Below are 21,215 nucleotides of genomic sequence, written 5' to 3'. Positions count from 1 at the left end.
GGTTGCTCTACAGTCCGGAGTACGTTCATGACCACCTCGTCGCAGATCCCCGGTCCGAGCCGCTACGGCTCGCCGGTCGACAGCAGCGGCCCTCGAATCCCCTTGTACACCGCGGAGTTCGCCGCCGACCCGCATCGGATCTACCGTGAGATGCGTGAGCGGTTCGGTGCGCTCGTGCCGATCGACCTCGCGCCGGGGGTGCCCGCGACCCTGGTGATCGACTACCAGGTCGCGCGGCGGATCCTCAACGACCCCGATCACTTCCCGGCCGATCCGCGTCACTGGCAGCAGCAGATACCGGCCGACTGCCCGGTACTTCCGCTGATGGAATGGCGGCCCAACGCCTTTCGCAGCGCCGGAGCCGAACACGCCCGCTATCGCACTCCCACGGTCGCCGCGTTGCACGAGGTCGAGATGTTCTCGCTGCACCATACGGTCGAGCAGATCGCGGTGCCACTGATCAACGCGTTCTGCGCGACCGGCACCGCGGAGATCATCACCGAGTACGCCTATCCGCTCACCTTCCAGGTGGTCAACACGCTGCTCGGCTGCCCCGCCGATATCGGCCGCCGCGCGGCAGACGCCTTCACCGCGATCTTCGACGGCGCCGAGACCGACGAGGCCGACGCGCTGCTCGTCGCGGCACTGGCCGACCTGATCGCGCTGCGCCGCAAGGAGCCGGGCAACGACATCACCTCGCGGCTGCTGCGGCATCCGGTGCAACTGGACCAGGACGAGATGATCGCGCAGTTGGTGAGCTTCTACGGTGCGGGGATCGAACCGCTGCACAATCTGATCGTCAACACGGTGCGCACGCTGCTCACCGAAGACCGGTTCGCGGGTGGGCTGCTCGGCGGCAGCATGACCACCCGCGCCGCGGTGGACGAGGTGCTGTTCACCGATCCGCCGCTGGCCAATATGTGCACGACCTTTCCCCGGCAGGCGGTGCTGATCGACGGCGTGTGGCTGCCGGCGCACCAGCCGGTCGTCATCAGCATGGCCGCGTGCAACAACGATCCCGCGGTCGCGGTCGGCGAATACGTCGACAACAGTTCCCATCTGTCGTGGAGTGTCGGGCCGCACGCCTGCCCGGCGCGGTCGGTGGCCTATCTGGTCGCGCAGGACGCGGTCGACCAGCTGCTCGACGCCCTGCCCGAGATGCGGCTCGCGGTGCCGGCGGACGAACTGACTTGGCGCCCCGGCCCCTTCCATCGCGCGCTGACCGCGCTTCCCGTCGTGTTCCCGCCGTCACCGCCACTGCGCGTCGGCTGAATTCGACCGCCCGGGTGTGCATATTTCTGGACAGCCACGATCCGCGTCGCTGCCTACAGTCGAACAGCGTGCCCGGCCGGAAGGTTTCGCCGGGTGCCCGGAACCAGCTGTGCGGCAATGGATTTGTCCCACATCGAGGCTGTGTCACTTCACTCGGAGGAAATGATGGGTAAGTTCGGGAATACGCCGGTTCGGCGAAGGCGGCGACATCGCGTATTCGACGGCATCGCAACGAATGTCGGGGCGGTCGTGTGCACGGCGATCATCGCCCTCGCCGGCCCGGTACCGCATGCCTCGGCGGCGCCCGAGGAGCATCCTCGTTTTCTGATCACTGCCGGCACCGCGTCGATGGGGATCAGCGTGGTGAAGGTGGGCGGCAACGGTGCGTTGTCGACGGTGCCGGGCAGTCCGTTCCCGACCGGATTCGGCATCCTGTCGCTGGTCGTCGCGCCGGACGGGCGCACTGTATACGTTCCGCACGCCGGTGATCTGGGGGTCAGTGGTTTCCGGCTCGACGAGGCCGGTGCGCTGCATTCGATTCCGGGTGCGAACATCACGCTCGGCGGTCCGCCGACCAGCGCGGTACTCGCGCCCGACGGGACGCATCTGTTCGTCGTCGTCGGCGGTCTCCCGGGGCATGTGGAGTCGTTCGCGGTCGCGCCGTCGGGTGCACTGACCCCGACCGGCGCGCCGCCGGTCACGGTGGACGGGCTCAGTGCGGTGGCTATGGCTCGCGTCGATCCGAGCGGCCGGTTTCTGCGGGTGGCTCCCTATATCGGAAATACGATGTCCAATTTCGCGATCGGTCCCGATGGCGCCCTCACCCCGATCGGGGTCACCAGCGTCGAACTCGGCCCCGTCGCCCCCGGGTTCACACCCGATGGCCGTTATCTCTACGAGAGCAACGAATTCGGCTTCGACCTGTCCGGCTTCGCTGTCGGCGCCGATGGTCGTGTGACCCCCACGCCGGGCTCACCGTATCCGACCGGGGGAGTGCCGCACGGGGTGGTCGTCAGTGCGGACGGGCGTCGCCTCTACGTGCCCAATGCCGTCGGCCAGTCGATCGCCGGTTTCGACGTGCACCCCGACGGCGCGCTCACTCCGCTTCCCGGCTCGCCCTATCCCGCCCCCGCGGCAACCATGCCCGGCCAGGTGGCGCTGCATCCGGATGGGCGGCACCTGTATCTCGTGGATGTGCTGACCGCGCACATCACCAACCTGGTGCACACCTATCTGATCGGTGACGACGGACGCTTGACGCCGTCGGGACAACCGCCGATCGATACCGGGGTGGTCATGTCCGACGGTCCGGTGGTCGCGATGACACCGTAGACGGCGACAGCTCCGAGGGAGTCCCTACTTGCCCACCGCGCTGAGGTCCTGCTCGTCGATGGTCTTGAACGGCACATGCGTTGCGGGATCCAGGATTTGATCGATGTGCTGCTGCACCAGCTCCGGGGTGAGGTCCTTGCTCGTGAAGCCCTCGTTGAATCCGAGTACCAGCCGTTGCACTTCGCCGCCCTGGGCCTGCAGCACCTCACCGCTGATCGCGCACTCCTGGTGCGCCAGATACGCCACGACGGGGCTGACCAGCGAGGTCGGCAGATTGTCGCGCATGAACTGCTTGAACTCCTCCGGCAGATCCGCCTCGTCGGACATCCGGGTCGCCGCGGTGGGAGCGATCGCGTTGACCTTGATGCCCACCTCCTGCCCCTCGAGGGCCAGAGTCCGGGTAAAGGCGAAGATCGCGCCCTTGGCGGCGACGTAGGGAGTCTGCTCCGGGAAGCCGATCAGCGTGGGGGAGGTGGTGCTCACGACGCGTCCGGCTCCGCTGTTCACCAGGTGCGGCCACGCGGCCGCGGTGACCCCGGCGGTGCCGAAGAAGTGCACCTCCATGTGCTTGCGGATCGACGGGAGGATATCGGGGCCGAAGGGCTGCGCCTGGTTGATGCCGGCGTTGTTGACCAGGATGTCGAGGCGGCCGAACGCGTCGATCGCGGACTGCACGATGCCTTGCGGATTCTCGGTGACCGAGTCGAAGTTCGCCACCGCGCGACCGCCGGCGGCGACGATCTCGGCCACCACATTCTCGGCCGGAGTCGTGTCGGCCCCGGTGCCCTGAGCGGAACCTCCCAGATCGTTGATCACCACCGCCGCACCTCGCGATGCCAGGAACTTGGCGTGCGCGGCGCCGAGGCCACGCCCGGAGCCGGTGACGATGGCGACGCGTCCGTCGAATGACAACATGAAATCTCCTCAGTCCTTCGCCGGAAGCATGACCGCGACCATGGTCACGGGTTTATCGGTGCGGTTGCTCCAGGCATGTTTGATGCCGCGGTTGATGACGGTGTCGCCGGCGCGCAGCAGGGTCTCGCCGGTTTCGTAGAGCGCGTAGATCTCGCCGTCGAGGATCGTCGCGATATCGATGGTTTCGGTGGCGTGCAGGCCGACGATGCCCTCGCTCTCGGCATTGGCGTCTTCACCGTGCAGATTCCCGATCGACTCCGCGTACACCGCGGGATCGATCTCGCTGTCCGGTGGGAAGGTTGCCAATCGGACCACGAGTCCCTGAGCGGGCGGGTCGAGTTCCACGTCCGGCCGCAATGTGTCGTCGTCCTGGTACCGGCCCGGCAGCGAGTCGACCCGCCAGACATCGTTGACCGTGAACGCGGGGAGGGCCACCCGGGTGGCGGTGTTCTCGTCCATGACGACGGTCGACTTGCCGTCGGCGTCCAGTCCCGCGATGACTCGCCGTGCGGTCTTGTTCAGATGTTCGCCACTCATGACGTTCCTTCCCTGCGGATACGACCGTGCTCTCCATCACAAAATACTATATAAAATATGTAAGGCAAGTGCGTTGCCGGGGCGCCGTGGGCGCGCCTTCCTCGGAAGAGGGTGGCGGACTGCGGGGACGCGAAGTGTCCAAATATCTGGACATTCGGCGCGCCGGCGCGCGGACATCATGAGTGACGCAGGCCACCTGCACCACTCGATAGGAAGGCACCGACCACCGATGAGCACCACACCGGACCAGGCAACCGTCGAACTCGCGGAGAACTGGGTCAAAGCCCTGAAAAACATCGACCTGTTCCTCGAGATCAGCACCGAGGACTGCCAGGTGTGGCACAGCGCCGACGACAAATGGGTGTCGGTGGCCGAAGCGGTCGCCGCCGTCTACGAGCGTTCCGGCGACAACGGCGTGCCCGATTTCCAGGCCGAGGGCGTCACCTTCACCGAGAAGGGCTTCTTCAACGAGGCCACGACCGAGGTACAGATCAGCGGTCAGAAGATGAAACTGCACCTGATCCAGCTTGTCGAGGTACGCGACGGAAAGGCCGCGCGGGTCCGCGAGTATATCGGCCCGGAAATGGGCGTCCAGCCGTAAACGCAAGTCCGAGAACGGAAACGGCGCGTCGGCATCCTTCCCCAGCCGACGCGCCGTTCGCCTATCGCTGTCGCGGTTGCGCTACAGCGGCCACCGCGCGTGCACCGGCCCCGGTCATCTCACCGATCGCGATTGTTCTCTGCGACCCAGGCTGCGATCTGTGCGCGAGAGGTGAAGCCGAGTTTGGTGAGAATGTGTTCGACGTGGCCGTCGGCGGTGCGCGAGGAAATCACGAGTTCGGCGGCGATCTGCCTGTTGGTGAGGCCGCGGGCGACCAGGCCGGCGACCTGCCGTTCGCGTTTGGTCAGGGTCGCCGGCGAATGCGACGACGAGGCGACGGACTGCTCGCCGAGGGCATAGGAGACCACGTCGTCCATATCCATCTTCTGGCCGCGCCGGAATGCCGGATCGAATTTCCGTCCACCGAGAACGCGACGCGCTGTTTGCTCGCATTCTCGGTGGAAAGGCGGGATCGCGGGAAAGATCGTGGTGCCACTGCTCCTGGCCGGCCAGAGGTTGTCGACGGCGCCCAGCAGCACGGCGGCACGCTCGGCGTCGTCGTCGGCCACCACCCATGCCAGTGACTCGAGCATGAACGCTGCCACGATGGGGCTGTTCAGTCTGCGATTGAGCTGCAGTGCGGAGCGAATCAACTGTTGTGCGCGATGGTTGTCGCCGCGCTGCCAGGCGGCCACACCGAGTCCTCGAAAGGCCCCACAGCGATAAGACAACTCTCCGGACGATTCGGTCACGGACAGCAGCGTGCGGCAGCTGGCGTCCATGCGTGCCATATCGCCACGCACCTCGTAAGCCCAACTGAGGTAGGCCAGTGCGTTGACGTACGCGACCGACATTTCCTCTGAGCGCAGCGTGTCCACCGCGCTGTGCAGCGATGTGCAGGCGCGGGCGATATCGCGGCGAGCCAGGGCGACAAGGCCGTCGGCGTGGTCGATGTGCGCCCGGAGCATGGGGAGCGAGCTGTGTTCGAGGAGAGCGCGCGCCTTCTGCAGCGAACTCTCCGCGGCCGGCAAGTCGCCGTGTACCACAGCGAGTTGGGTATCGGCCCGTAATGCTTTGGCGCGGTCGAGGATCGACCCGGCATCCGAGCGGGCGAGGGCACGGTCGAGCCAGGACCTTCCCTCGCCGTATTGGCCACGAAAGAACCAGAATTCATACAGGGCCGCGGTGGTGCGCAGCGCTGTCCCAGCCGTCTCGGCGGTCTCGTCGGTCTCGGCGGAGAGCAACGCATCGAGCGCTTCGCGCAGGTTGGCTTGTTCCCGGCCGATGCGTGCGATCCACTCCGGTTGCCGGTGGCTGAGCCACCCCGCTTCCGCGGCCACGGCCAATCGCTGGTACCAGTCGCGGTGCCGGCGGCGCAGTTGCGGGTATTCGCCCGACTCGCGCAACTTGTCCCGGCCGTAATCGCGCAACGTTTCGAGCATCCGGAAGCGCACGAGCCCGTCGATCTCTTCCCGGACCAGAATCGACTTGTCCACCAGAGCGGACACGACATCGAGTGTGCTGTACGGAGTCAGGTCCCAGCCCGATACCTGCTCGGCGGCGTCGAGTTCGAAGGTACCGGCGAACACGGCCAGCCGGGCCCACGATCGCTGTTCGGCGGGCGTGCATATCTCGTAGCTCCAGTCGATACACCAGCGCAGCGTCTGCTGGCGTGTCGGCGCGGCGCGGCTTCCGTGGGTGAGCAGTGCGTAGCGGTCGTCGAGGTGTTGCACGATCTGCTGGGGCGAAAGCGAACGCAGCCGGGCGGCGGCGAGTTCGATGGCCAGCGGCAAGCCGTCCAGGCGGGCACAGATCTGGGCGACCGAGGACCGATTCTGCTCATCGAGCCGGAAGCCTGGCACCGCGGCCGCGGCGCGCTCGCAGAACAGCGCCACCGCGTCGAAGCGAGCCATTCGATGAAGTGGGGGCTCTTCGTCGCCGGCGGGGGCCGTCAGCGGCGCCACCAGCACCACCGACTCACCGGCGATGTTCAGCGGCTCGCGGCTCGTGGCCAGAATTCGCAGATCCGGGCAGCTGCGCAACAGCGTGTCGGCCAATTTCGCGGCCGCCTCCACCAGGTGCTCGCAGTTGTCCAATATCAGCAGCGTTTCCCTGGAACGCAGGCGGCGGATCAGCACATCGAGCAACACCGCGTCCGGCTCGTCACGGGCACCGAGGGCCGCCGCCACCACGTCGACCAGGAGGGTGGGATCGGACACCTCGGCGAGCTCGGCGAGCCACGCTCCACCGGCGAAGCCGGATTCCCGGCTCGCGGCGGCCCGCAGGGCCAGCCTCGTCTTCCCGACACCTCCGACGCCGGTCAGCGTCACCAGCCGGGATGCCGAGAGCACGTTGCGCACCTCCGCGAGCTCGGCGCGACGGTTGATGAAACCGGTCACCTCCGCGGGCAGGTTTCCGCGGCGCGCGCTCGTGCCCGAAGTCCCCGACTCCTCGGCGTTCAGGCCGGGCCCGGCCCGCAGTGCCATGTTGTCGACCGGGTATCCGAGCCGCTGTTGCACCCGCCGGATCGCCTCGCCGAAGACTGCCGCCGAAGGACGGTCGCCGGGGTCGCGATTCATCGCCGTCGCCACGAGGGCGGCCACCTCCGCGGGCAGGCCGTTGTCCCGGAGATCGGGTACCGGCTGTGTGGTGATCCGCCGGAACTGCGTCACCACGTTCTCGCCGCTGCGGCGTTCGAAGGCGGCATGTCCGGTGAGCGCGCTGAACAGGGTGGCGCCGAGTCCGTACACATCCGAGGCCACGTTCGGTGTGGCGCCTTCGAGTACCTCGGGTGCGGTGAACGCCGGTGACCCGGTCAACGTACCCGCGGCGGTTCGGAACCCGCCGGCGATGTGGGCGATACCGAAGTCGGTCAATGCCGGTTCGCCGTAGTCGGTGAGCAGGATATTTCCCGGCTTCACGTCGCGGTGCACGATATCGAGGTGATGCGCGCTCTCGAGCGCACCGGCGATCTTCACCCCGATCGAGAGTGCGTCGCGCACGGTGAGGGGGCCGTGTTCGCGGATCCAGCGATCCAGTGAATCCGCCGGATGGAAGGGCATCACCAGGAACGGATGCCCACCTGCGGTGGAACCGGCCGCGAGAACGGTCACGATGTTCGGATGCCCGGTCAAGCGGCCCATCGCCTGCTGCTCGCGGATGAACCGCGCCCGGTTGTCGGCGTCGAATTCGGCGGTCAGGACCTTGACCGCGACGGTTCGGTCCAGCGCCGCCTGCTCGCACCGATACACCACGCCGAACCCACCGCGGCCGATCTCGACGGCATCCGCGAAACCGGCGTCCTCCAGTTCCGCCGCGAGAGGTGTGGCCACCTCAGGGCGGGTGTGCAGCGCTTCGTCGTCGGTCATCGGTCACATGCGTGTCCAGCCGGTCCCCGGACGCTGGGCGTCATTCACCTTTCTTCATCAGGGTCAGCGTATCCCCGCGCCCGTGTTTCGTGGCTGCTCCGGCGGCATTACAGCGGCCACTGCATGTGCTTGATCTCGAAGAACTCGCGCAGCCCCTCCTCGCCGCCTTCCCGGCCGATCCCGCTGTATCCCGGTCCGCCCCACGGCGCGTCGGCGCGCATCCCGCCGCCGCCGTTGATGGTGACCGTGCCCGAGCGCAGCCGCCGACCGAAGGCGAGGGCATCGGCGGTCGGACCCCACACATTGGCGTTGAGTGCGTATTTGGCGTCGTTGGCCATGCGGACCGCATCGTCGAGATCGGTATAGGGCATCACCACCCCGACAGGTGCGAACAACTCTTCCTGGGCGATCTCGGCCGCGTTGGGTACCTGGGTCACCAGCGTCGCCTCGAGGAAGAAGCCCGCGTCCAGCCCTGCCGGCCGGCCACCGCCGGTCGGGAACCGCGCACCCGCGTCCCGCGCCCGGGCCAGGAATCCCTCGACTCTGTCCCGGTGCTCGCCGGTGATCAGCGGGCCCAGAATCGTGTCGGGGGACAGGGGGTCGCCGATGGTGAGGCCGCGCAGGAATGCCGCCGATCGCTCGACGTATTCGTCGAAATCCGCCTGCGGCACCAGAGTTCGGGTGGTGGCCCCGCAGGCCTGGCCGCTGTTGCGGGTGAAGCGCAGGGCCGAGGCGGGTACAGCTCGTTCCAGATCGGTGCCGGGCAGCACGATATTGGGGGATTTGCCGCCGAGTTCCAGTACGACCTTCTTCAACGTCGGCGCGGCCAGGGCGAGGATCTTGCTGCCCACCGCGGCCGACCCGGTGAAGGTCACCATATCGACCTCGGGGGCCTCGACCACGAGTGTCGTGGTTCCCGGTGGTCCGAACACCAGATTGACCGCGCCGGAGGGGAATCCGGCCTCCTCGAACAGTCGCACGATCGCCGAGGTGAGCAGGATGGCGCGCGGTGACGTGACCAGTACCGTGGAGCAGCCCGCCGCCAGCGCGGCGCCCAGTTTGTACGCGCACATCATCACCGGCACGTTGTAGGCGACGATGGCGGCCACGACGCCCGCGGGTTCGCGCACCAGCATGCTGCCGGAGACGATCGGATCGTGGTCGAGTGGCAGTGGCTGTTCGTATCCGTCGCGCGGGCCCCGTGCCGCGGCATCGGCGAACCACCGGAAGAATTTCGCCGGCAGATCCACATGCAGGGTGGCCGCACTGCTGACGGGGGTGCCGATCTCGGTGGCGGCCAGGGCGACGATGTCGTCGCGGCGCGCTTCGAGCAGATCGGTGAACCGGTGCAGCAGGGCGCCGCGGTCGGCGGGGCTCAGCCGGCTCCATTCGCCGCCGTCGAAGGCGCGCCGCGCGGCTGCCACTGCGGCGGCCACCTGCGCCGGGCCCGTCGACGGGGTGAGCGCCAGCTGCTCGCCGGTGCTGGGGTTGATCGAGGCGATCGGCTCGCCGTCCCCGGCGATCCAGCGACCGTCGATATAGCTCGCGGCCTCACCAATCAGGGCAGTCATGATCACAATCCTTCGCGAAAAGCGTTCGTGTACAGAACAATTCGGTCAACCCGCCATATATCCACCGTCGACGACGAATTCGCCGCCGGTCGCGTAACCGGCACGGTCGGAGAGCAGCCAGCAGGCCATCTCGGCGATGTCGTTCGGTTGCGCGAGCCGCGCCGACGGGATCCGCGCCATGATCGTGTCGCCGCTGCGGCGCTTGGCGTCCTTCATCAGATCGGTGTCGGTGTAGCCGGGGCAGACCGCGTTGATCCGGACGGTGGGCGCGTACTCGATCGCCGCGGTCTTGGTCAGGCCGACCACGCCGTGTTTGGCGGCCGAATATCCGGCGGTGGTCTTGAAGCCGGTGAGGCCGGCCAGCGACGCGGTGTTCACGATCGCACCGCCGCTCTGGGCTTCCATCTGCTTCAGTTCGGCGCGCAGGCACAACCACACGCCCTTGAGGTTCACGGCGATGGCCTGATCGAACGCCGTCTCGTCCCATTCGCCGACACGACGACCGCCCTGGCCGATCTGCCCGCCGCTGACACCGGCGTTGTTGAAGGCGCCGTCGAGGCGGCCGTAGTGCTCGACCGCGGCGGCGACCATCGCGTCCACGGAGTCGCCGTCGGTGAGATCGGCCGGAATCGCCACGGCCGCACCGCCACTCGACCGCACCTCGTCGGCGACCGCGCGCACGCGATCGTCGGAGATATCGGTCAGCGCCAGCCGCGCGCCTTCGCGCGCCGCGAGCAGAGCGGTGGCCCGCCCGATCCCGCCGGCCGCGCCGGTGATGAGGACGACTTTGCCGTCGAGCAACAGCCCTGTCATGGGTTGGTTCCTTTCGATGTGTCTGCCGCGCCGCATCTTTTGTGTGGTGACGACGCGGCTTGGTTCGCTTGCCCCCCGCGTGGCGCCGCCGCGGACCGCGGGCTTCGTCCGCCACCTGTGCCGGTCGGCGGGTCGCCGACCGGCAGGGGCGTCATCGGTGCCGCCGGGGCGCGCCGATTCGCCGGACGACGTGCCCTCAGCCGACCCGTGAGGCGGGCCAGTCACGAGTCGGTGACCGCCATGCGGGCCAATGGTCTTCGGGCTCGGGGCGAGTCACCGAGACGTGATGCAAGCACTGCTGGCACTTCACCACCATGCGGGCCCCCAGGTAGTTGGCCACGGGATAGCGGGCGAGATCGGCTGCGCCGCAGGCGGGACACTCGCCGTCGACGGGAGTGCGTTCGACGTACACGCGTGGGGTTTCGGGGCGGGGGAAGAGGAGTCGATCGACTGACATGGGGATACCTCTCTCAGATGATCCAGGTGGTGGGGTTGGCGACCGGCACCTGCCAGCGGCCCTGTTCGCGTTCGGCGGCCAGATGGGCCCGCCGTCGCGTGGTGGCAGCCTCGTCCACCTCGCCGTCGGTGATCACGACTCCGTAAGCGGCGGCGGCGAATTCGGCGCTCACCAGCCGCTTGCGGACATCGGCGGCGACCCGAGCGGTGTCGCGTGCGAGTGGATCGCCCCAGCCGCCGCCACCGCCGATGACGAAGCGGATCGCGTCGCCGGCTTTCACCAGCAGGTTGGAGAACTTGCCGGACGTGTAGCGGGCGCCGCGGCCGAATTCGCCGTTGTTCGGGTCGGGACGGCCGTCTTCGTCGAACATGCCGAACAGCGGTTCGGCGCCGCGCAGATCGAGCGGATTGCCGTGCGTGCCGAGATCGAAGTCCGCGATGTACCAGCCGAAGGCAGAGGTGCCCGCGCCGCCGCCCTTCGAGCCGGGCGCGCCGCGGCGCAACCGGTCGGCGACGACGGTGACCAGAGTGTCGGATTCCGCGTAGACCGAATAGACCGACCCCAGGCCGCCGCGGAACTGTCCGGCACCGGCGGTGTCGATGACGATCTCGTGTTGCACCACGACCAGCGGGCTCTCGATCTCGACATGTTCCTGCACCGAGGTGCGGCAGTTGCCGATCGGGACGACGCAGAACGAGACGCCGTCCTCCTTCCACGTGCCGCCCCAGCCACCGCCGGCGAGACCATAAGCGCCCCAAGGGGTTCCCTCGTGTCCCGGCCGGCTGTCGATACCGCTGAAGCCGACGTAGAGCGCGGTGCCGGTATCGGGTGCGAACGATTCCTCCACCGCCTGGCTCAGCGCCTGCGACACCACATTGATGGCGCGGGGTCCGATATCGGCGTGGCTCGAGCAGCTCGACGGCGGCAGCACCTGCACCACACTGCCCGCCGGCAGCAGCACGTCGATCGGGCGCAGGGTTCCGCTGTTGACCGGCGTCGACGGATCGACCATCAACTTGACCGCTTCGATACAGCGTCCCGCCTCACACCAGGCCGTGCCGCAGTTGCCCAGCGGCTGGCGGCCGGAACCGGAGAAGTCGATCTCCATGGAATCGCCGCGCACCCGCACGGTGACGTTGACCGGGATCGGCTCGTCGGTGACGCCGTCCTCGTCGAGGAAGTCCTCGGCAGTGTAGTCGCCGTCCGGGATGCTCGCGATCCCGCGTCGCATACTCGCCTCGGTGGCGTCGATCGCGTACCGTCCCGCGGCGCGCACCTGATCCAGCCCGCCGCGGGTGATCAGCTCCTGCAATTGGCGTTCGCCCACCACCAGGCAGCCGTGCAGTGCGCGCAGGTCACCGAGGACCAGTTGCGGGACGCGGTTGTTCTCGAGCAGGAAGTTGAAGGTCGGGCGCACCGGTACGTCGCCCGCGTAGAGCAACGTGGGCGGTAGCTTCAACTGTTCCTCGAAATGGGTCTGGGCGCCGTTGGAGAAGCCGCCCGGGATCGGCCCGCCGAGGTCCACCAGATGTGAGGTCGACTGCAGCAGGAATTCGACGCGGCCGTCGACGAAGACGGGACGGAACAGGTTCACGTCGGCCTGATGCAGCGAACCGCGCCACGGGTCGTTGGTGAAGATGACGTCGCCGGGCCGCATGGTGTCGATATCCCAGTCGTCCATCACGAAATTCGCGATGTGCGGGGCGATGAAGGCGTGCTGCATACAGCCCTCCCACAGCGCGGCGGCCTCCCAGCCCTCCTCGGTGCGCATGTGGATGACGACCGTGCAGTCGAGGATGTCGCGGCACACCGGCGAAAACGCGCTGCGCATCAGCGAATCCAGCATTTCGCGGGCGACCTCGGTGAGCCCGTACCGCAGGATGTCGAGTTCGACGTCCACGGCGGGACCGGTGGTTTCGGGGGTGGTGACAGTCATGGGATCGTTCCTCAGCTCTGCGGCTCGATGATCAGATTCAGGTCGTCGTCCAGCGACGCGGTCCGCCCGGGCAGCACCAGCGTCGTCGCGTACTTCTCGGCGATGAGCGCGGGACCGTGCACCTTGTCGCCGCGGCCGAGGCGTTCGCGGACGTGGATGGGAACCTCGACGGGTTCGGTGGTGCCCGGCACGGTGAGTTGCGTTGTGCGCAGGAAGGATTCGCCGTCCTCGGGTACGGCCTCCGGCTTGCGGTTCTCGCGGGCGATGATCGCGGTCACCTCGACCGTGGACACCACGACCGGGATCTCGGTCGCCGCGAAACCGTAGGATTCGCGGTAGAACTCGTGGAACGCGGGGACGAGCGCGGCCGCGGCCTCGGCGGTGAGCGTCGCGGCGGGGATGGGCATCCGGTTGTCCCAGGTCTGGCCCCGGTACATGGCGAAGACCGCGCGCTCGAAGCGGATCCGTTCGACGTCGGCGCCCTGGTTCTTCAGCTCGTCGCGAATGCGATCCTGCAGCGCGGTGAACGCGGCCTCGATCGCGTCGGCGTTCGCCGGCTCCAGCGGCGTCATGATCGACTGGGCGCGGGTGACCATCAGATCGCTGCGCAGCAGCCCCAAGGCGGAGAACTGGCCGGGGCTGGTCGGAATGATCACCTTGTCGAGACCGAGAATCTGCCCGACGCGGTCGGCGAGCATCGGCCCGGCCGAACCCGAGGGCTGCAACGCGAACTCCCGCACGTCGAGCCCGCGATAGACCGATATCGTGCGTACCTTCGCGGCGATGTCCTGGCACGCGACTTCGTATGCGGCAGAGGCCAGTTCGACGGCGGACATGTTCCACTGCGCGCCGGTGCGCGCCAGTGCCGCCAGGGAGGCGTCGACGTCGAGGCTGATCGCGCCGTTGGCGAACAGGTCCGGCTGCAGTATCCCGAGCGCGGCGCAGGCGTCGGTGAGGGCGGGTTCGGTGCCGCCGCGCCGGTAGCACACCGGTCCCGGATTCGATCCGGCCGAAGCCGGGCCCACCGCGACGTTGCCGAGTGCGTTGGGCCGGATCAGGCTGCCCGCGCCCGAGCCGATGCTCTCCACATCCACCAGCGGCATGGTCAGCGTCAGCCCGGTTTCCAAGGTCCAGGTGTCGGTGAGCGGGGTCTTGCCCCGCCGGATCGCGGCCACATCGGTGCTGGTGCCGCCCACGTCGATGGTGAGCAGATTCGGTGCGCTGCCCTCGTTGGCCAGCTTCACACTGCCGCTCACTCCACCCACCGGGCCCGAAACAAGTTGGAACACAGGCGCTTTCCCGGCGTCGGCGAAGGTGGCGACACCGCCGTTCATCATCATGATCCACAACGTGCCGCGATAGTCGCGCTCGGACAGGCGGTGCATGAGGCGGTTCAGATAGCCGACGACGGCAGGCCCGACGTAGGCGTCCAGGGCCACGGTGGTGGTGCGCTCGTGCTCCTTGGTGACCGGATACAGCGCGGAGGTCTGGATGTAGGCGTCCGGCATTTCCTCGGCGACGATTTCGGCGGCGCGACGCTCGTGCTCGGAATTGATATAGGAGTTGAGCAGACAGACGGCCACCGACTCGGTGCCCCGCCCGGCCAGCTCGCGCGCGGCCGCACGGACCTCGTCCTCGTCGAGTGCCAGCAGCACCGAGCCGTCGTGGCGCAGTCGTTCGCCGATTCCGTAGCGCGATTCGCGTGCGACGATCGGCCGCTCCTGGTGCGGGCGCACCCAGGTGGGGTCGTAGAAGCGGTCGCCGAATTCGCGGTGCATGCGGCCGATGTCGAGCAGGTCCTTGTGCCCGCGGGTCGAGATCAGCCCGGTCGGAGCGCCGGTGCGGCTGAGCAGGGCGTTGATGCCGACGGTGTGGCCGTGCACGATTTCGGCGATCTCGGGGATCCCGAGGTCGATGGCCGTGATGCTGTCCAGCACCCCGACCTCCTGCTCGGGCGTGGACAAGACCTTACCGTCGCGGATCTCCCCGGTGGTCTGATTCAGGCCGATGATGTCGGTGAAGGTGCCACCGACATCGATGCCGACGATCCAGTCGGCCGCTTGCTCAGTTTGCGTCATATTTGCGCCTCCAGTGCCATGTGCTGCAGCGGCTGAGCCCCTGCGAGGGCGCCGCTTTTGTGGTGCAGCTCACTGTCTCGTGAAGCGCCGTTCACAACATCCGGCGTGGGTAAGGGATTCGTACGACCTTCGGCCGAACCGGCCGGCGGCGGGTCAGACGCACGCTGCCGAGCCCGCCCGGGCGGAGCTGCGCAGCCAGATCGATACGGCCTCGGCCCGATTGGCCGCTCCCAGTTTGCGCAGGATGCGGGTGATGTGGGTTTTCACCGTGCCCTCGGAGATGGTGAGCCGGCGGGCGATCTTCCCGTTCGAGTCGCCGGCTGCCATCAGCCGCACGATCTGCGCCTCCCGGCGCGTCAGAACAGAATCGTCGTCGCGGCTCGCCGCGATGGATTCGATGACCGCCGGGGCCGGGGCGCGCCATCCGGTCAGACCGTCGATCTGCGTGCGGATCGCCGAGAGTCCCTCCAGCACGGTGACTCTCGCCAGGTGCTGGCTCAGTCCGTCGGCGAAGGCCGACAACACCATCCGGTCGACCTCGCCGAGTATCCGCCGCTGGTGATAGCAGTCGCCGTGCACCAGTCCGACCACATTGCCGTCGACCAGCAGCGGTGCGATTCCGTACGACGACGATTTGGTGATCTGTGCGAGGGGGCGGTTGACCCGGGGATTGTCCTGGACTTCGGAGACGAGGACGGGCCGCGCGTCGACCACCGGGTCGTTCTCGACCAGGCCGCGATCCAGCACGGGCGGGTTCTCCCGGCCCACCGCGACGATTTCATCGGCCCAGCGCTGATCGCGCACGACGCACATCGTGTGCAGCCGCCACGTTCCGTCGACGGTGGACACCAGCGCGCGATCGAATCCGAGACCGCATGCCGCTTCGGGAGCACGAGCCAGCAGAGTATCGACCGACCGGGCCGTGCCGACCCGCGCGAGTGCGCTGCGCACGCCCGCCAGGGCGCGAGTCCGGTCGGCGAGTCGCAGCTGAGCGTGCATCGCCTCCGCCTCGCGGATCCGCCCGAGCAGCCCGATCAGGTCGGTGAGGCGATCCGGCGTGGTGGCGCCGCCGCCGGCTTCCCGCAGCGCCTCGGTGGTCACCAGATCCCAGAGGTCGCTCAGGGCGGAAGCGTCCGGTGGTCGTTCGGCGTCGATCGCCGCCTCGAACGGCTCGCGGTCGAGCGCGTCACCGGTGGCGCGGGCGATCTCGGTCACCGCCGCCGCCAACTCGGCGGAACCCCAGTGGATCGATGAACTGCTCATATGCGAACTCCCGTGATCTACCTCACTTCAATATAATATATCCAATATTGGAAGGGGAAGGAGTGCGCCCGGTCGAGCGGTACGTATCGTGGGCGCATGGCGGCATCCCCGAGCGCGGCGCTGGCCCGCAAACTCGGCATTCGGCCCGGCGCCCGCGTGCTTCTGACCGACGCGCCGCGCGGATTGACGCTCGAACCACTCCCGCCTCAGGTGACGGTGCATCGGCGAGCGGGCCGCGAGCCCTACGACGTGATCGTCGGCTTCTGTCCCGACTACGCGTCCCTGAATCGCCGATTCGGCACGTGGCGCACGCTGCTCGCGCAGGCGGGTGGACTATGGATCGCCTGGCCCAAGAAATCCAGCGGAGTCGTCACCGACCTCGGCGATGCCGTCGTCCGCGAATTCGGCTCGGCCGCTGGACTCGTCGACAACAAGGTCTGCGCCATCGACGACACCTGGTCCGGTCTGCGCTTCGTCCTCCGCCTGGCCGACCGGGCCTGAGTGCGGGGGAGCGGACGGTGATGCTCAACCGGCCGGAGGGATCGGCACGATCTGCAGTCCGTCGACGAAGGTGTCGATATCGGGCTGGAACATGTCTCGCTCGGCGGCCGTGACCTCGACCGACATCCGGATCGGATACAGCATGTCGCCCGAAAGATATTCGAATCCGATGAACTCGTGGTAGTGATCGACTCCATCGTCACCGGACGCGGGCAAGATACCGGTGCTTCGGGTGCCGCCCCGACCGCATACCTGGACGGGCTGGGATCGCCACTGCCGCCACTTGCCGGCGATCGATTCGAGCACGATCGTAGTGTCGGTAGCGCTGCGTGGCGGGGAGATGCCGAGGATGACGGTCGCACTGCTCATCCGTCCCGCGTGCCGATCGACGCGACGCAACACCAGATCGTCGCCTTCGACCGGGGCCACCTGCCAGCCACGCAGTTGCGGAAGCCGGAGCGTGAACGGCATATCGGGACGTGCCTCGGTGGTGAAGACGGCTCCGTTCGCCGCACTGGCGTCGCAGGCCGTTCGAATCGTCGGACCCGATGTCGTCTCCGGCGAATCCGACCCTGATTCGCCACATGCCGCCACACTCATCACGACGATGCCGGCCAGAACCAGACGCCGAATCCCCACCACAATCGCCACCCTATCCGGCCGACCGTCCTCTGACGCTGCCCACTGTGGATACAGGACACCGGCGAACGCCTCGGTGGGTGTCGGACGATGCGGACCGAATTGCGTTGTCCCGCAAAAACTGTAGCAGCTCGCCACATCCGTGTACCCCGTCGGCGTCCAATTCGGGGAGTGTATGTTCTTGTCAATTTGTCGGCTCGCGGTCGGTGTGCGGGTTCGGCGTGGGTTGTGCGAGTTCTATCCAGTAGCGTCGCGCGGGTCCGTATCGGGTGTCGCGAACCTGGTCGAAGATGCCGCCGACGCGCTCGATCGTTTTCGCTGATGCGACGTTGTCCGAGGCGCATACGACCAGCACGCGATCGAGGCCGAGTGCTCGTGCGTGGTTGAGCATCCTGACCAACGCCCAGGTGGCAAGCCCGCGCCGTCGCGCTGTCGGTCGAATGCCGAAGCCGATGTGCCCGGCCCAGTCCACATGGTCGTCGAAGCTGTGTCGCAATGCGATCCCGCCGAGTACGCGGTCGTCTTCGACAATCCACCGGTATGTCGTTTGTGCGTCGCTGGTCAGTCGTCGCACCCACGTTGTGAAGCCGGGTTGCGAGTCAACTTCGTCGGCGGGCGTCAACCCGAACCCGTCTTCATGGACGCCGGGGCCCCACTCGGTATGCGCGTCGAGCCAGGCGCGGTGCAGGTGTGTGCTCGGCGCGATCAACTCTGGCATGTGCCGACTCTATCGAGCAGCTGCTCAGGAAGGTTTCATAATCGGATCGCGATAGAGCTCTCAGGTTTTCGGCCTGGCGTAAAGAATGTCGTAGCGTTGCGCAAACGTCCACCAATACGTCGAGAATCGCGAAAATTCAGCGAGGTTCGCACGATTCCTTCGCCATCTCGATCTACGAGGAGCTACCCGATTGTCATCGGCGGGTTGAAATTCCCCACTCGCGGCCCCTTGGCGGGGCGCTATCTGGCCGCCGGGGCTAGCGCGTAGCAAGCTATCGTGTGGCGGAATCTCGCCGAAATCCGGTATTTCGGGATGTCGGCATCGCGTAAAGATGGGGTTTACGCCGTGGGTGTCTCGGCGCGGCTGATTGCGCGGGGGATTTCGAGGGCGGCCAGTTTGTCTGGGTTGCGAATACCGTAGCCGTTGATGATCTTGTCGTCGGCGATGTCGAACACGAGAAGGGCTTCCGGTTTGTCGTCGATGTAGCACGCAAGTGCTGGTTGGCTGTTGCAGTTCACCGTCTCGATTCGTACCTGCGGTCGTCGCTGCGCGTATCGGAAGACCGCCATGAGAATCGCGCCCACCCGTTCGGCGCCGACCATGATCAGCTCCGGTAGCGCGGTCACCTTGCCGCCGCTGTCGGTGGTCCAGGTGATATCGGGCGCGAGTAGCGACAGCAAGCCATCCATGTCCCCGGTGGTCGCGGCCGTGATGAAGCGTTCGGTGACCGCGGCAGTTCGGGCGGTGTCGACGGGGGCGTACCGCTTGCGCCGGGCCTGCACGTGGTTGCGGGCGCGGCGGGCCGTCTGATGCACAGCGTCGACGGACTTGCCCGTCGCGGACGCGATTTCGTCGTAGTCGAAGCCGAATACGTCGCGCAGCACGAAGACCGCTCGCTCGATGGGAGTGAGCGATTCCAGCACCACCAGCATCCCCATCGAGACCGATTCGGTGAGCACCACATCGCTCGAGGCGTCGCCGTCGGTGAGCAGCAGCGGCTCGGGCAACCACGGGCCGACGTATTCCTCGCGGCGACTGGCGCCGGCCCGCAACACATTCAGCGCCTGGCGGGTGACCAGTTGGGCCAGATAGGATTTGGTGTCACGCACGGTGGTCAGGTCCACTCGCCGCCACCGCAGATAGCTGTCCTGCAACACATCGTCGGCTTCGGTTGCCGAGCCGAGGATTTCGTAGACGATGGTGAACAGCAGCGGTCGCAGGTGCACGAAACGCTCGGTGTGCTCGTCGATAGAGGTCACGGCTTCACGATCCCCTCCGGCTCGGCTACACGCAATTCCTTGCGCCTGCCCAAGCCCATGAAGGTGGGGATCGCACCGGGCTTGCGGGCCTCCTTGCGGATGGTCCCGATCGGCCCGGCCAGACCAACCCGCTCCTTGATCTGTCCGGCCACGCGCCCGCCGAGGTACATCGGCACGGGCGTGTCGTCACGACGGCTGAACTGCATCACACCCGCGCGGCCGCCCAAACCCACGGTGCACGCCACGAAGGCCACATCCAGCACGCTGGGCTCGGACCCCGCGATGCGGGCCAGCACGTTGCCTGCGGCCTGCGCGCCCAGGGGCTGAGCGGCATAACAGCTCATCCGCAGCGGCCGGCCCGAGGGCGCGACCGCGTCCCCGGCGGCGACAATGCGATCGTCGTCGATACTGGTCAACGTCTCATCGGTCAGCAACCGGCCCTGTTCGTCGGTGCGCAGCCCGCTGCGCGCCGCCAGCTCGGGCACCCCGAATCCGGCGGTCCAGATCGTGATCGCGCTGGGCAGCACATCGCCGTCGGCCAAGACGACCCCGTCGCCTCGCACCTCGCGCACCCGCGCCTGCTCGCGCATCTGGACTCCGTTCTCGGACAGCCACTTCGCCACCGACCGCCGGGCCGGATCGGAGAATTTCGCCGCCAACATACCGCCACCCACGAGCGTGACGGCGCGGCCCTGCTCGGCGAGTTCGGCGGCGGTCTCGATACCGGTGAGCCCGCCGCCGACGACGACGATCGGCGCCTGCGCGGGCAGTTCCCCCAGCGCGGCGCGCAGCCGCTGTGCGTGTTCGTATTCGGCGATCGGATAAGCGAACTCGGCCGCACCGGGCACCGACACGGGCACCGCGGCGGTGCTGCCGACCGCGTAGACCACATAGTCGTACCCGAGCGTGCGCCCCGAGCCCAGTTCCACCGTGCGAGCGGCGGTATCGATACGGACGGCATGATCCACGATCAGCCGTACACCCGCGCCGAGCAGCGTGTCGTACCCGACGGCGGCCTCGTGGGTACCGGCCACGAACTGGTGCAACCGCATCCGCTCGACAAACTCCGGGCGTGGGTTGACCAGCGTGATCTCGACATCGCGACGCAGCCGCAGCCGATTGGCCGCCACGGTTCCGGCGTAACCGCCGCCGATGACGACCACCTTGGTGATGGAGTTGAAATCAGTCATACCCCCGAGACACGCCCCGCCCGCCAGATCTGACATGAAGTGACACTCGTCACCTTCGCGACCCCGCCGCCACCTACCCCGTCGAGGTCGTCGATCCAGGCCAGGGCATAGTGCACGCACATCGGCTACCGCTCGATCGAAATACATTGCTGACAATGTGCCCGGCCAAGCGAACGGGCCGCCCACGGGGAATCAGAACTGGCCGTCCGCGGGGAATTCCAACTGGCCGCTGTCACCCGATCGGGGCGCCGAGGATGGACATTCGCCGACTTCTTCCGCGCCGGGCTGGTGCGGATGTTGCCCAGTTCGAGGCAGTGCGATCGATCCTGCGTGAGGCGAATCGTGCGGATCCCGAGACCCTGGCCGCTATCGCCACCGAGTTGCGCGCGCAGGCGGCACGTGTCGCGAGGCGTCGCGGCCCATCTTCGTTTTCCGGATTCATATCGGCGGTTTGCGGATAGTGACGCCGGTCTCACCTGCCATAGCGTCGGTGCACCGGCGCAAGAGTGCCGGTCACCGACTCGACAGTGGAGTTGAACGGAATGAGCCAGTACCGGAACGACCAGGCGCCGCGCCTGGAGCGGGAGCTTGTGGACGGGGCGTGCCCTCACTGTGGCGGGGAGTTGCGGCGCTATCCCGTCAATTCGGAGGGCGGCTGGTTCGACGTGGTCAAGTGCCAGAACTGCCTGCGCTCCGTCAGCCGGGTCCGGGGACCGCGACTCGGCCCGATTCAGCTCCTGTCCGACCAACTGTAGTGAAAAGGGA

General features: G+C 67.4%; 18 protein-coding genes. 5 read left to right on the top strand and 13 right to left on the bottom strand.

The genetic code is table 11. From position 1 onward, the window contains the following. Window positions 1-27 precede the first annotated feature (27 nt). Both NMI01S_RS12795 and NMI01S_RS12790 read left to right on the top strand, forming a co-directional pair. The gene (locus NMI01S_RS12795; RefSeq protein WP_062996845.1) at window positions 28-1,272 is read left to right on the top strand and encodes a cytochrome P450 family protein; all 1,245 of its coding nucleotides are present in this window, start codon (window positions 28-30) and stop codon (window positions 1,270-1,272) included. 249 nt (window positions 1,273-1,521) lie between these two features. Next, the gene (locus NMI01S_RS12790) at window positions 1,522-2,604 is read left to right on the top strand and encodes a lactonase family protein (RefSeq protein WP_062996843.1); all 1,083 of its coding nucleotides are present in this window, start codon (window positions 1,522-1,524) and stop codon (window positions 2,602-2,604) included. 24 nt (window positions 2,605-2,628) lie between these two features. Here NMI01S_RS12790 and NMI01S_RS12785 read toward each other — a convergent pair whose 3' ends face one another. Both NMI01S_RS12785 and NMI01S_RS12780 read right to left on the bottom strand, forming a co-directional pair. Then, window positions 2,629-3,519: an SDR family NAD(P)-dependent oxidoreductase gene (locus NMI01S_RS12785; protein WP_062996841.1), complete on the bottom strand. Its 891-nt coding sequence runs from the start codon at window positions 3,517-3,519 to the stop codon at window positions 2,629-2,631. A gap of 9 nt (window positions 3,520-3,528) precedes the next feature. Beyond that, complete coding sequence (locus tag NMI01S_RS12780) at window positions 3,529-4,056, bottom strand: cupin domain-containing protein (protein ID WP_062996840.1); 528 nt, start codon at window positions 4,054-4,056, stop codon at window positions 3,529-3,531. Window positions 4,057-4,285: 229 nt separating this feature from the next. On the opposite strand from NMI01S_RS12780, the gene NMI01S_RS12775 reads away from it, so the two are divergent. Further along, window positions 4,286-4,657: a nuclear transport factor 2-like protein gene (locus tag NMI01S_RS12775; protein ID WP_062996838.1), complete on the top strand. Its 372-nt coding sequence runs from the start codon at window positions 4,286-4,288 to the stop codon at window positions 4,655-4,657. A 119-nt stretch (window positions 4,658-4,776) separates the two neighbouring features. Here NMI01S_RS12775 and NMI01S_RS12770 read toward each other — a convergent pair whose 3' ends face one another. The 7 genes from NMI01S_RS12770 to NMI01S_RS12740 form a co-directional block, all read right to left on the bottom strand. Next, window positions 4,777-8,025 carry a protein kinase domain-containing protein gene (locus tag NMI01S_RS12770; RefSeq protein WP_062996836.1) on the bottom strand — a complete coding sequence of 1,083 codons (3,249 nt, stop codon included), beginning with the start codon at window positions 8,023-8,025 and terminating at the stop codon, window positions 4,777-4,779. 107 nt (window positions 8,026-8,132) lie between these two features. Further along, window positions 8,133-9,596 (bottom strand): aldehyde dehydrogenase family protein, encoded by a 1,464-nt coding sequence (locus NMI01S_RS12765; RefSeq protein WP_062997044.1) that lies wholly within the window; start codon window positions 9,594-9,596, stop codon window positions 8,133-8,135. A gap of 45 nt (window positions 9,597-9,641) precedes the next feature. Beyond that, window positions 9,642-10,409 carry an SDR family NAD(P)-dependent oxidoreductase gene (locus NMI01S_RS12760; protein ID WP_062996834.1) on the bottom strand — a complete coding sequence of 256 codons (768 nt, stop codon included), beginning with the start codon at window positions 10,407-10,409 and terminating at the stop codon, window positions 9,642-9,644. A gap of 196 nt (window positions 10,410-10,605) precedes the next feature. Then, window positions 10,606-10,866: a hypothetical protein gene (locus tag NMI01S_RS34070; protein ID WP_084512893.1), complete on the bottom strand. Its 261-nt coding sequence runs from the start codon at window positions 10,864-10,866 to the stop codon at window positions 10,606-10,608. A 13-nt stretch (window positions 10,867-10,879) separates the two neighbouring features. Then, the gene (locus NMI01S_RS12750) at window positions 10,880-12,802 is read right to left on the bottom strand and encodes a hydantoinase B/oxoprolinase family protein (RefSeq protein WP_062996830.1); all 1,923 of its coding nucleotides are present in this window, start codon (window positions 12,800-12,802) and stop codon (window positions 10,880-10,882) included. Between the two features lie 11 nt (window positions 12,803-12,813). Next, window positions 12,814-14,880, bottom strand: a complete 2,067-nt coding sequence (locus tag NMI01S_RS12745; RefSeq protein WP_062996828.1) for a hydantoinase/oxoprolinase family protein — start codon at window positions 14,878-14,880, stop codon at window positions 12,814-12,816. A 153-nt stretch (window positions 14,881-15,033) separates the two neighbouring features. Beyond that, complete coding sequence (locus NMI01S_RS12740) at window positions 15,034-16,143, bottom strand: LuxR C-terminal-related transcriptional regulator (RefSeq protein ID WP_062996826.1); 1,110 nt, start codon at window positions 16,141-16,143, stop codon at window positions 15,034-15,036. A 96-nt stretch (window positions 16,144-16,239) separates the two neighbouring features. Between NMI01S_RS12740 and NMI01S_RS12735 the strand changes: the two genes are divergently transcribed. Next, window positions 16,240-16,644: an AbrB/MazE/SpoVT family DNA-binding domain-containing protein gene (locus NMI01S_RS12735; RefSeq protein ID WP_062996824.1), complete on the top strand. Its 405-nt coding sequence runs from the start codon at window positions 16,240-16,242 to the stop codon at window positions 16,642-16,644. 24 nt (window positions 16,645-16,668) lie between these two features. Here the strand turns inward: NMI01S_RS12735 and NMI01S_RS12730 are convergent, their stop codons facing one another. The 4 genes from NMI01S_RS12730 to NMI01S_RS12715 form a co-directional block, all read right to left on the bottom strand. Next, on the bottom strand, window positions 16,669-17,283 hold the full coding sequence (locus NMI01S_RS12730) for a hypothetical protein (RefSeq protein WP_062996822.1): 615 nt from the start codon (window positions 17,281-17,283) through the stop codon (window positions 16,669-16,671). Between the two features lie 184 nt (window positions 17,284-17,467). Then, on the bottom strand, window positions 17,468-18,001 hold the full coding sequence (locus NMI01S_RS12725) for a GNAT family N-acetyltransferase (RefSeq protein ID WP_062996820.1): 534 nt from the start codon (window positions 17,999-18,001) through the stop codon (window positions 17,468-17,470). Window positions 18,002-18,339: 338 nt separating this feature from the next. Beyond that, a complete protein-coding gene (gene sigJ, locus NMI01S_RS12720; protein ID WP_062996818.1) occupies window positions 18,340-19,260 on the bottom strand; it encodes an RNA polymerase sigma factor SigJ in 921 nt (306 codons plus the stop codon). Further along, on the bottom strand, window positions 19,257-20,450 hold the full coding sequence (locus NMI01S_RS12715; RefSeq protein ID WP_062996816.1) for an NAD(P)/FAD-dependent oxidoreductase: 1,194 nt from the start codon (window positions 20,448-20,450) through the stop codon (window positions 19,257-19,259). The genes sigJ and NMI01S_RS12715 overlap by 4 nt, the downstream gene beginning before the upstream one ends. Window positions 20,451-20,992: 542 nt before the next feature. On the opposite strand from NMI01S_RS12715, the gene NMI01S_RS12710 reads away from it, so the two are divergent. Next, window positions 20,993-21,205, top strand: a complete 213-nt coding sequence (locus tag NMI01S_RS12710; RefSeq protein ID WP_062997043.1) for a hypothetical protein — start codon at window positions 20,993-20,995, stop codon at window positions 21,203-21,205. Window positions 21,206-21,215: the final 10 nt, after the last annotated feature.

The organism is Nocardia mikamii NBRC 108933 (assembly GCF_001613505.1).
GTDB lineage: Bacteria > Actinomycetota > Actinomycetes > Mycobacteriales > Mycobacteriaceae > Nocardia > Nocardia mikamii.
This window is presented reverse-complemented; position numbering and strand designations above follow the sequence as displayed.

Bases quoted from the DNA above. Each gene is read 5' to 3' on its own strand.
- NMI01S_RS12795 (WP_062996845.1), top strand. From the start codon at position 28: ATGACCACCTCGTCGCAGATCCCCGGTCCGAGCCGCTACGGCTCGCCG.
- NMI01S_RS12785 (WP_062996841.1), bottom strand. From the start codon at position 3,519: ATGTTGTCATTCGACGGACGCGTCGCCATCGTCACCGGCTCCGGGCGT.
- NMI01S_RS12780 (WP_062996840.1), bottom strand. From the start codon at position 4,056: ATGAGTGGCGAACATCTGAACAAGACCGCACGGCGAGTCATCGCGGGA.
- NMI01S_RS12775 (WP_062996838.1), top strand. From the start codon at position 4,286: ATGAGCACCACACCGGACCAGGCAACCGTCGAACTCGCGGAGAACTGG.
- NMI01S_RS12770 (WP_062996836.1), bottom strand. From the start codon at position 8,025: ATGACCGACGACGAAGCGCTGCACACCCGCCCTGAGGTGGCCACACCT.
- NMI01S_RS12765 (WP_062997044.1), bottom strand. From the start codon at position 9,596: ATGACTGCCCTGATTGGTGAGGCCGCGAGCTATATCGACGGTCGCTGG.
- NMI01S_RS12760 (WP_062996834.1), bottom strand. From the start codon at position 10,409: ATGACAGGGCTGTTGCTCGACGGCAAAGTCGTCCTCATCACCGGCGCG.
- NMI01S_RS34070 (WP_084512893.1), bottom strand. From the start codon at position 10,866: ATGTCAGTCGATCGACTCCTCTTCCCCCGCCCCGAAACCCCACGCGTG.
- NMI01S_RS12750 (WP_062996830.1), bottom strand. From the start codon at position 12,802: ATGACTGTCACCACCCCCGAAACCACCGGTCCCGCCGTGGACGTCGAA.
- NMI01S_RS12745 (WP_062996828.1), bottom strand. From the start codon at position 14,880: ATGACGCAAACTGAGCAAGCGGCCGACTGGATCGTCGGCATCGATGTC.
- NMI01S_RS12740 (WP_062996826.1), bottom strand. From the start codon at position 16,143: ATGAGCAGTTCATCGATCCACTGGGGTTCCGCCGAGTTGGCGGCGGCG.
- NMI01S_RS12735 (WP_062996824.1), top strand. From the start codon at position 16,240: ATGGCGGCATCCCCGAGCGCGGCGCTGGCCCGCAAACTCGGCATTCGG.
- NMI01S_RS12725 (WP_062996820.1), bottom strand. From the start codon at position 18,001: ATGCCAGAGTTGATCGCGCCGAGCACACACCTGCACCGCGCCTGGCTC.
- NMI01S_RS12715 (WP_062996816.1), bottom strand. From the start codon at position 20,450: ATGACTGATTTCAACTCCATCACCAAGGTGGTCGTCATCGGCGGCGGT.
- NMI01S_RS12710 (WP_062997043.1), top strand. From the start codon at position 20,993: ATGAGCCAGTACCGGAACGACCAGGCGCCGCGCCTGGAGCGGGAGCTT.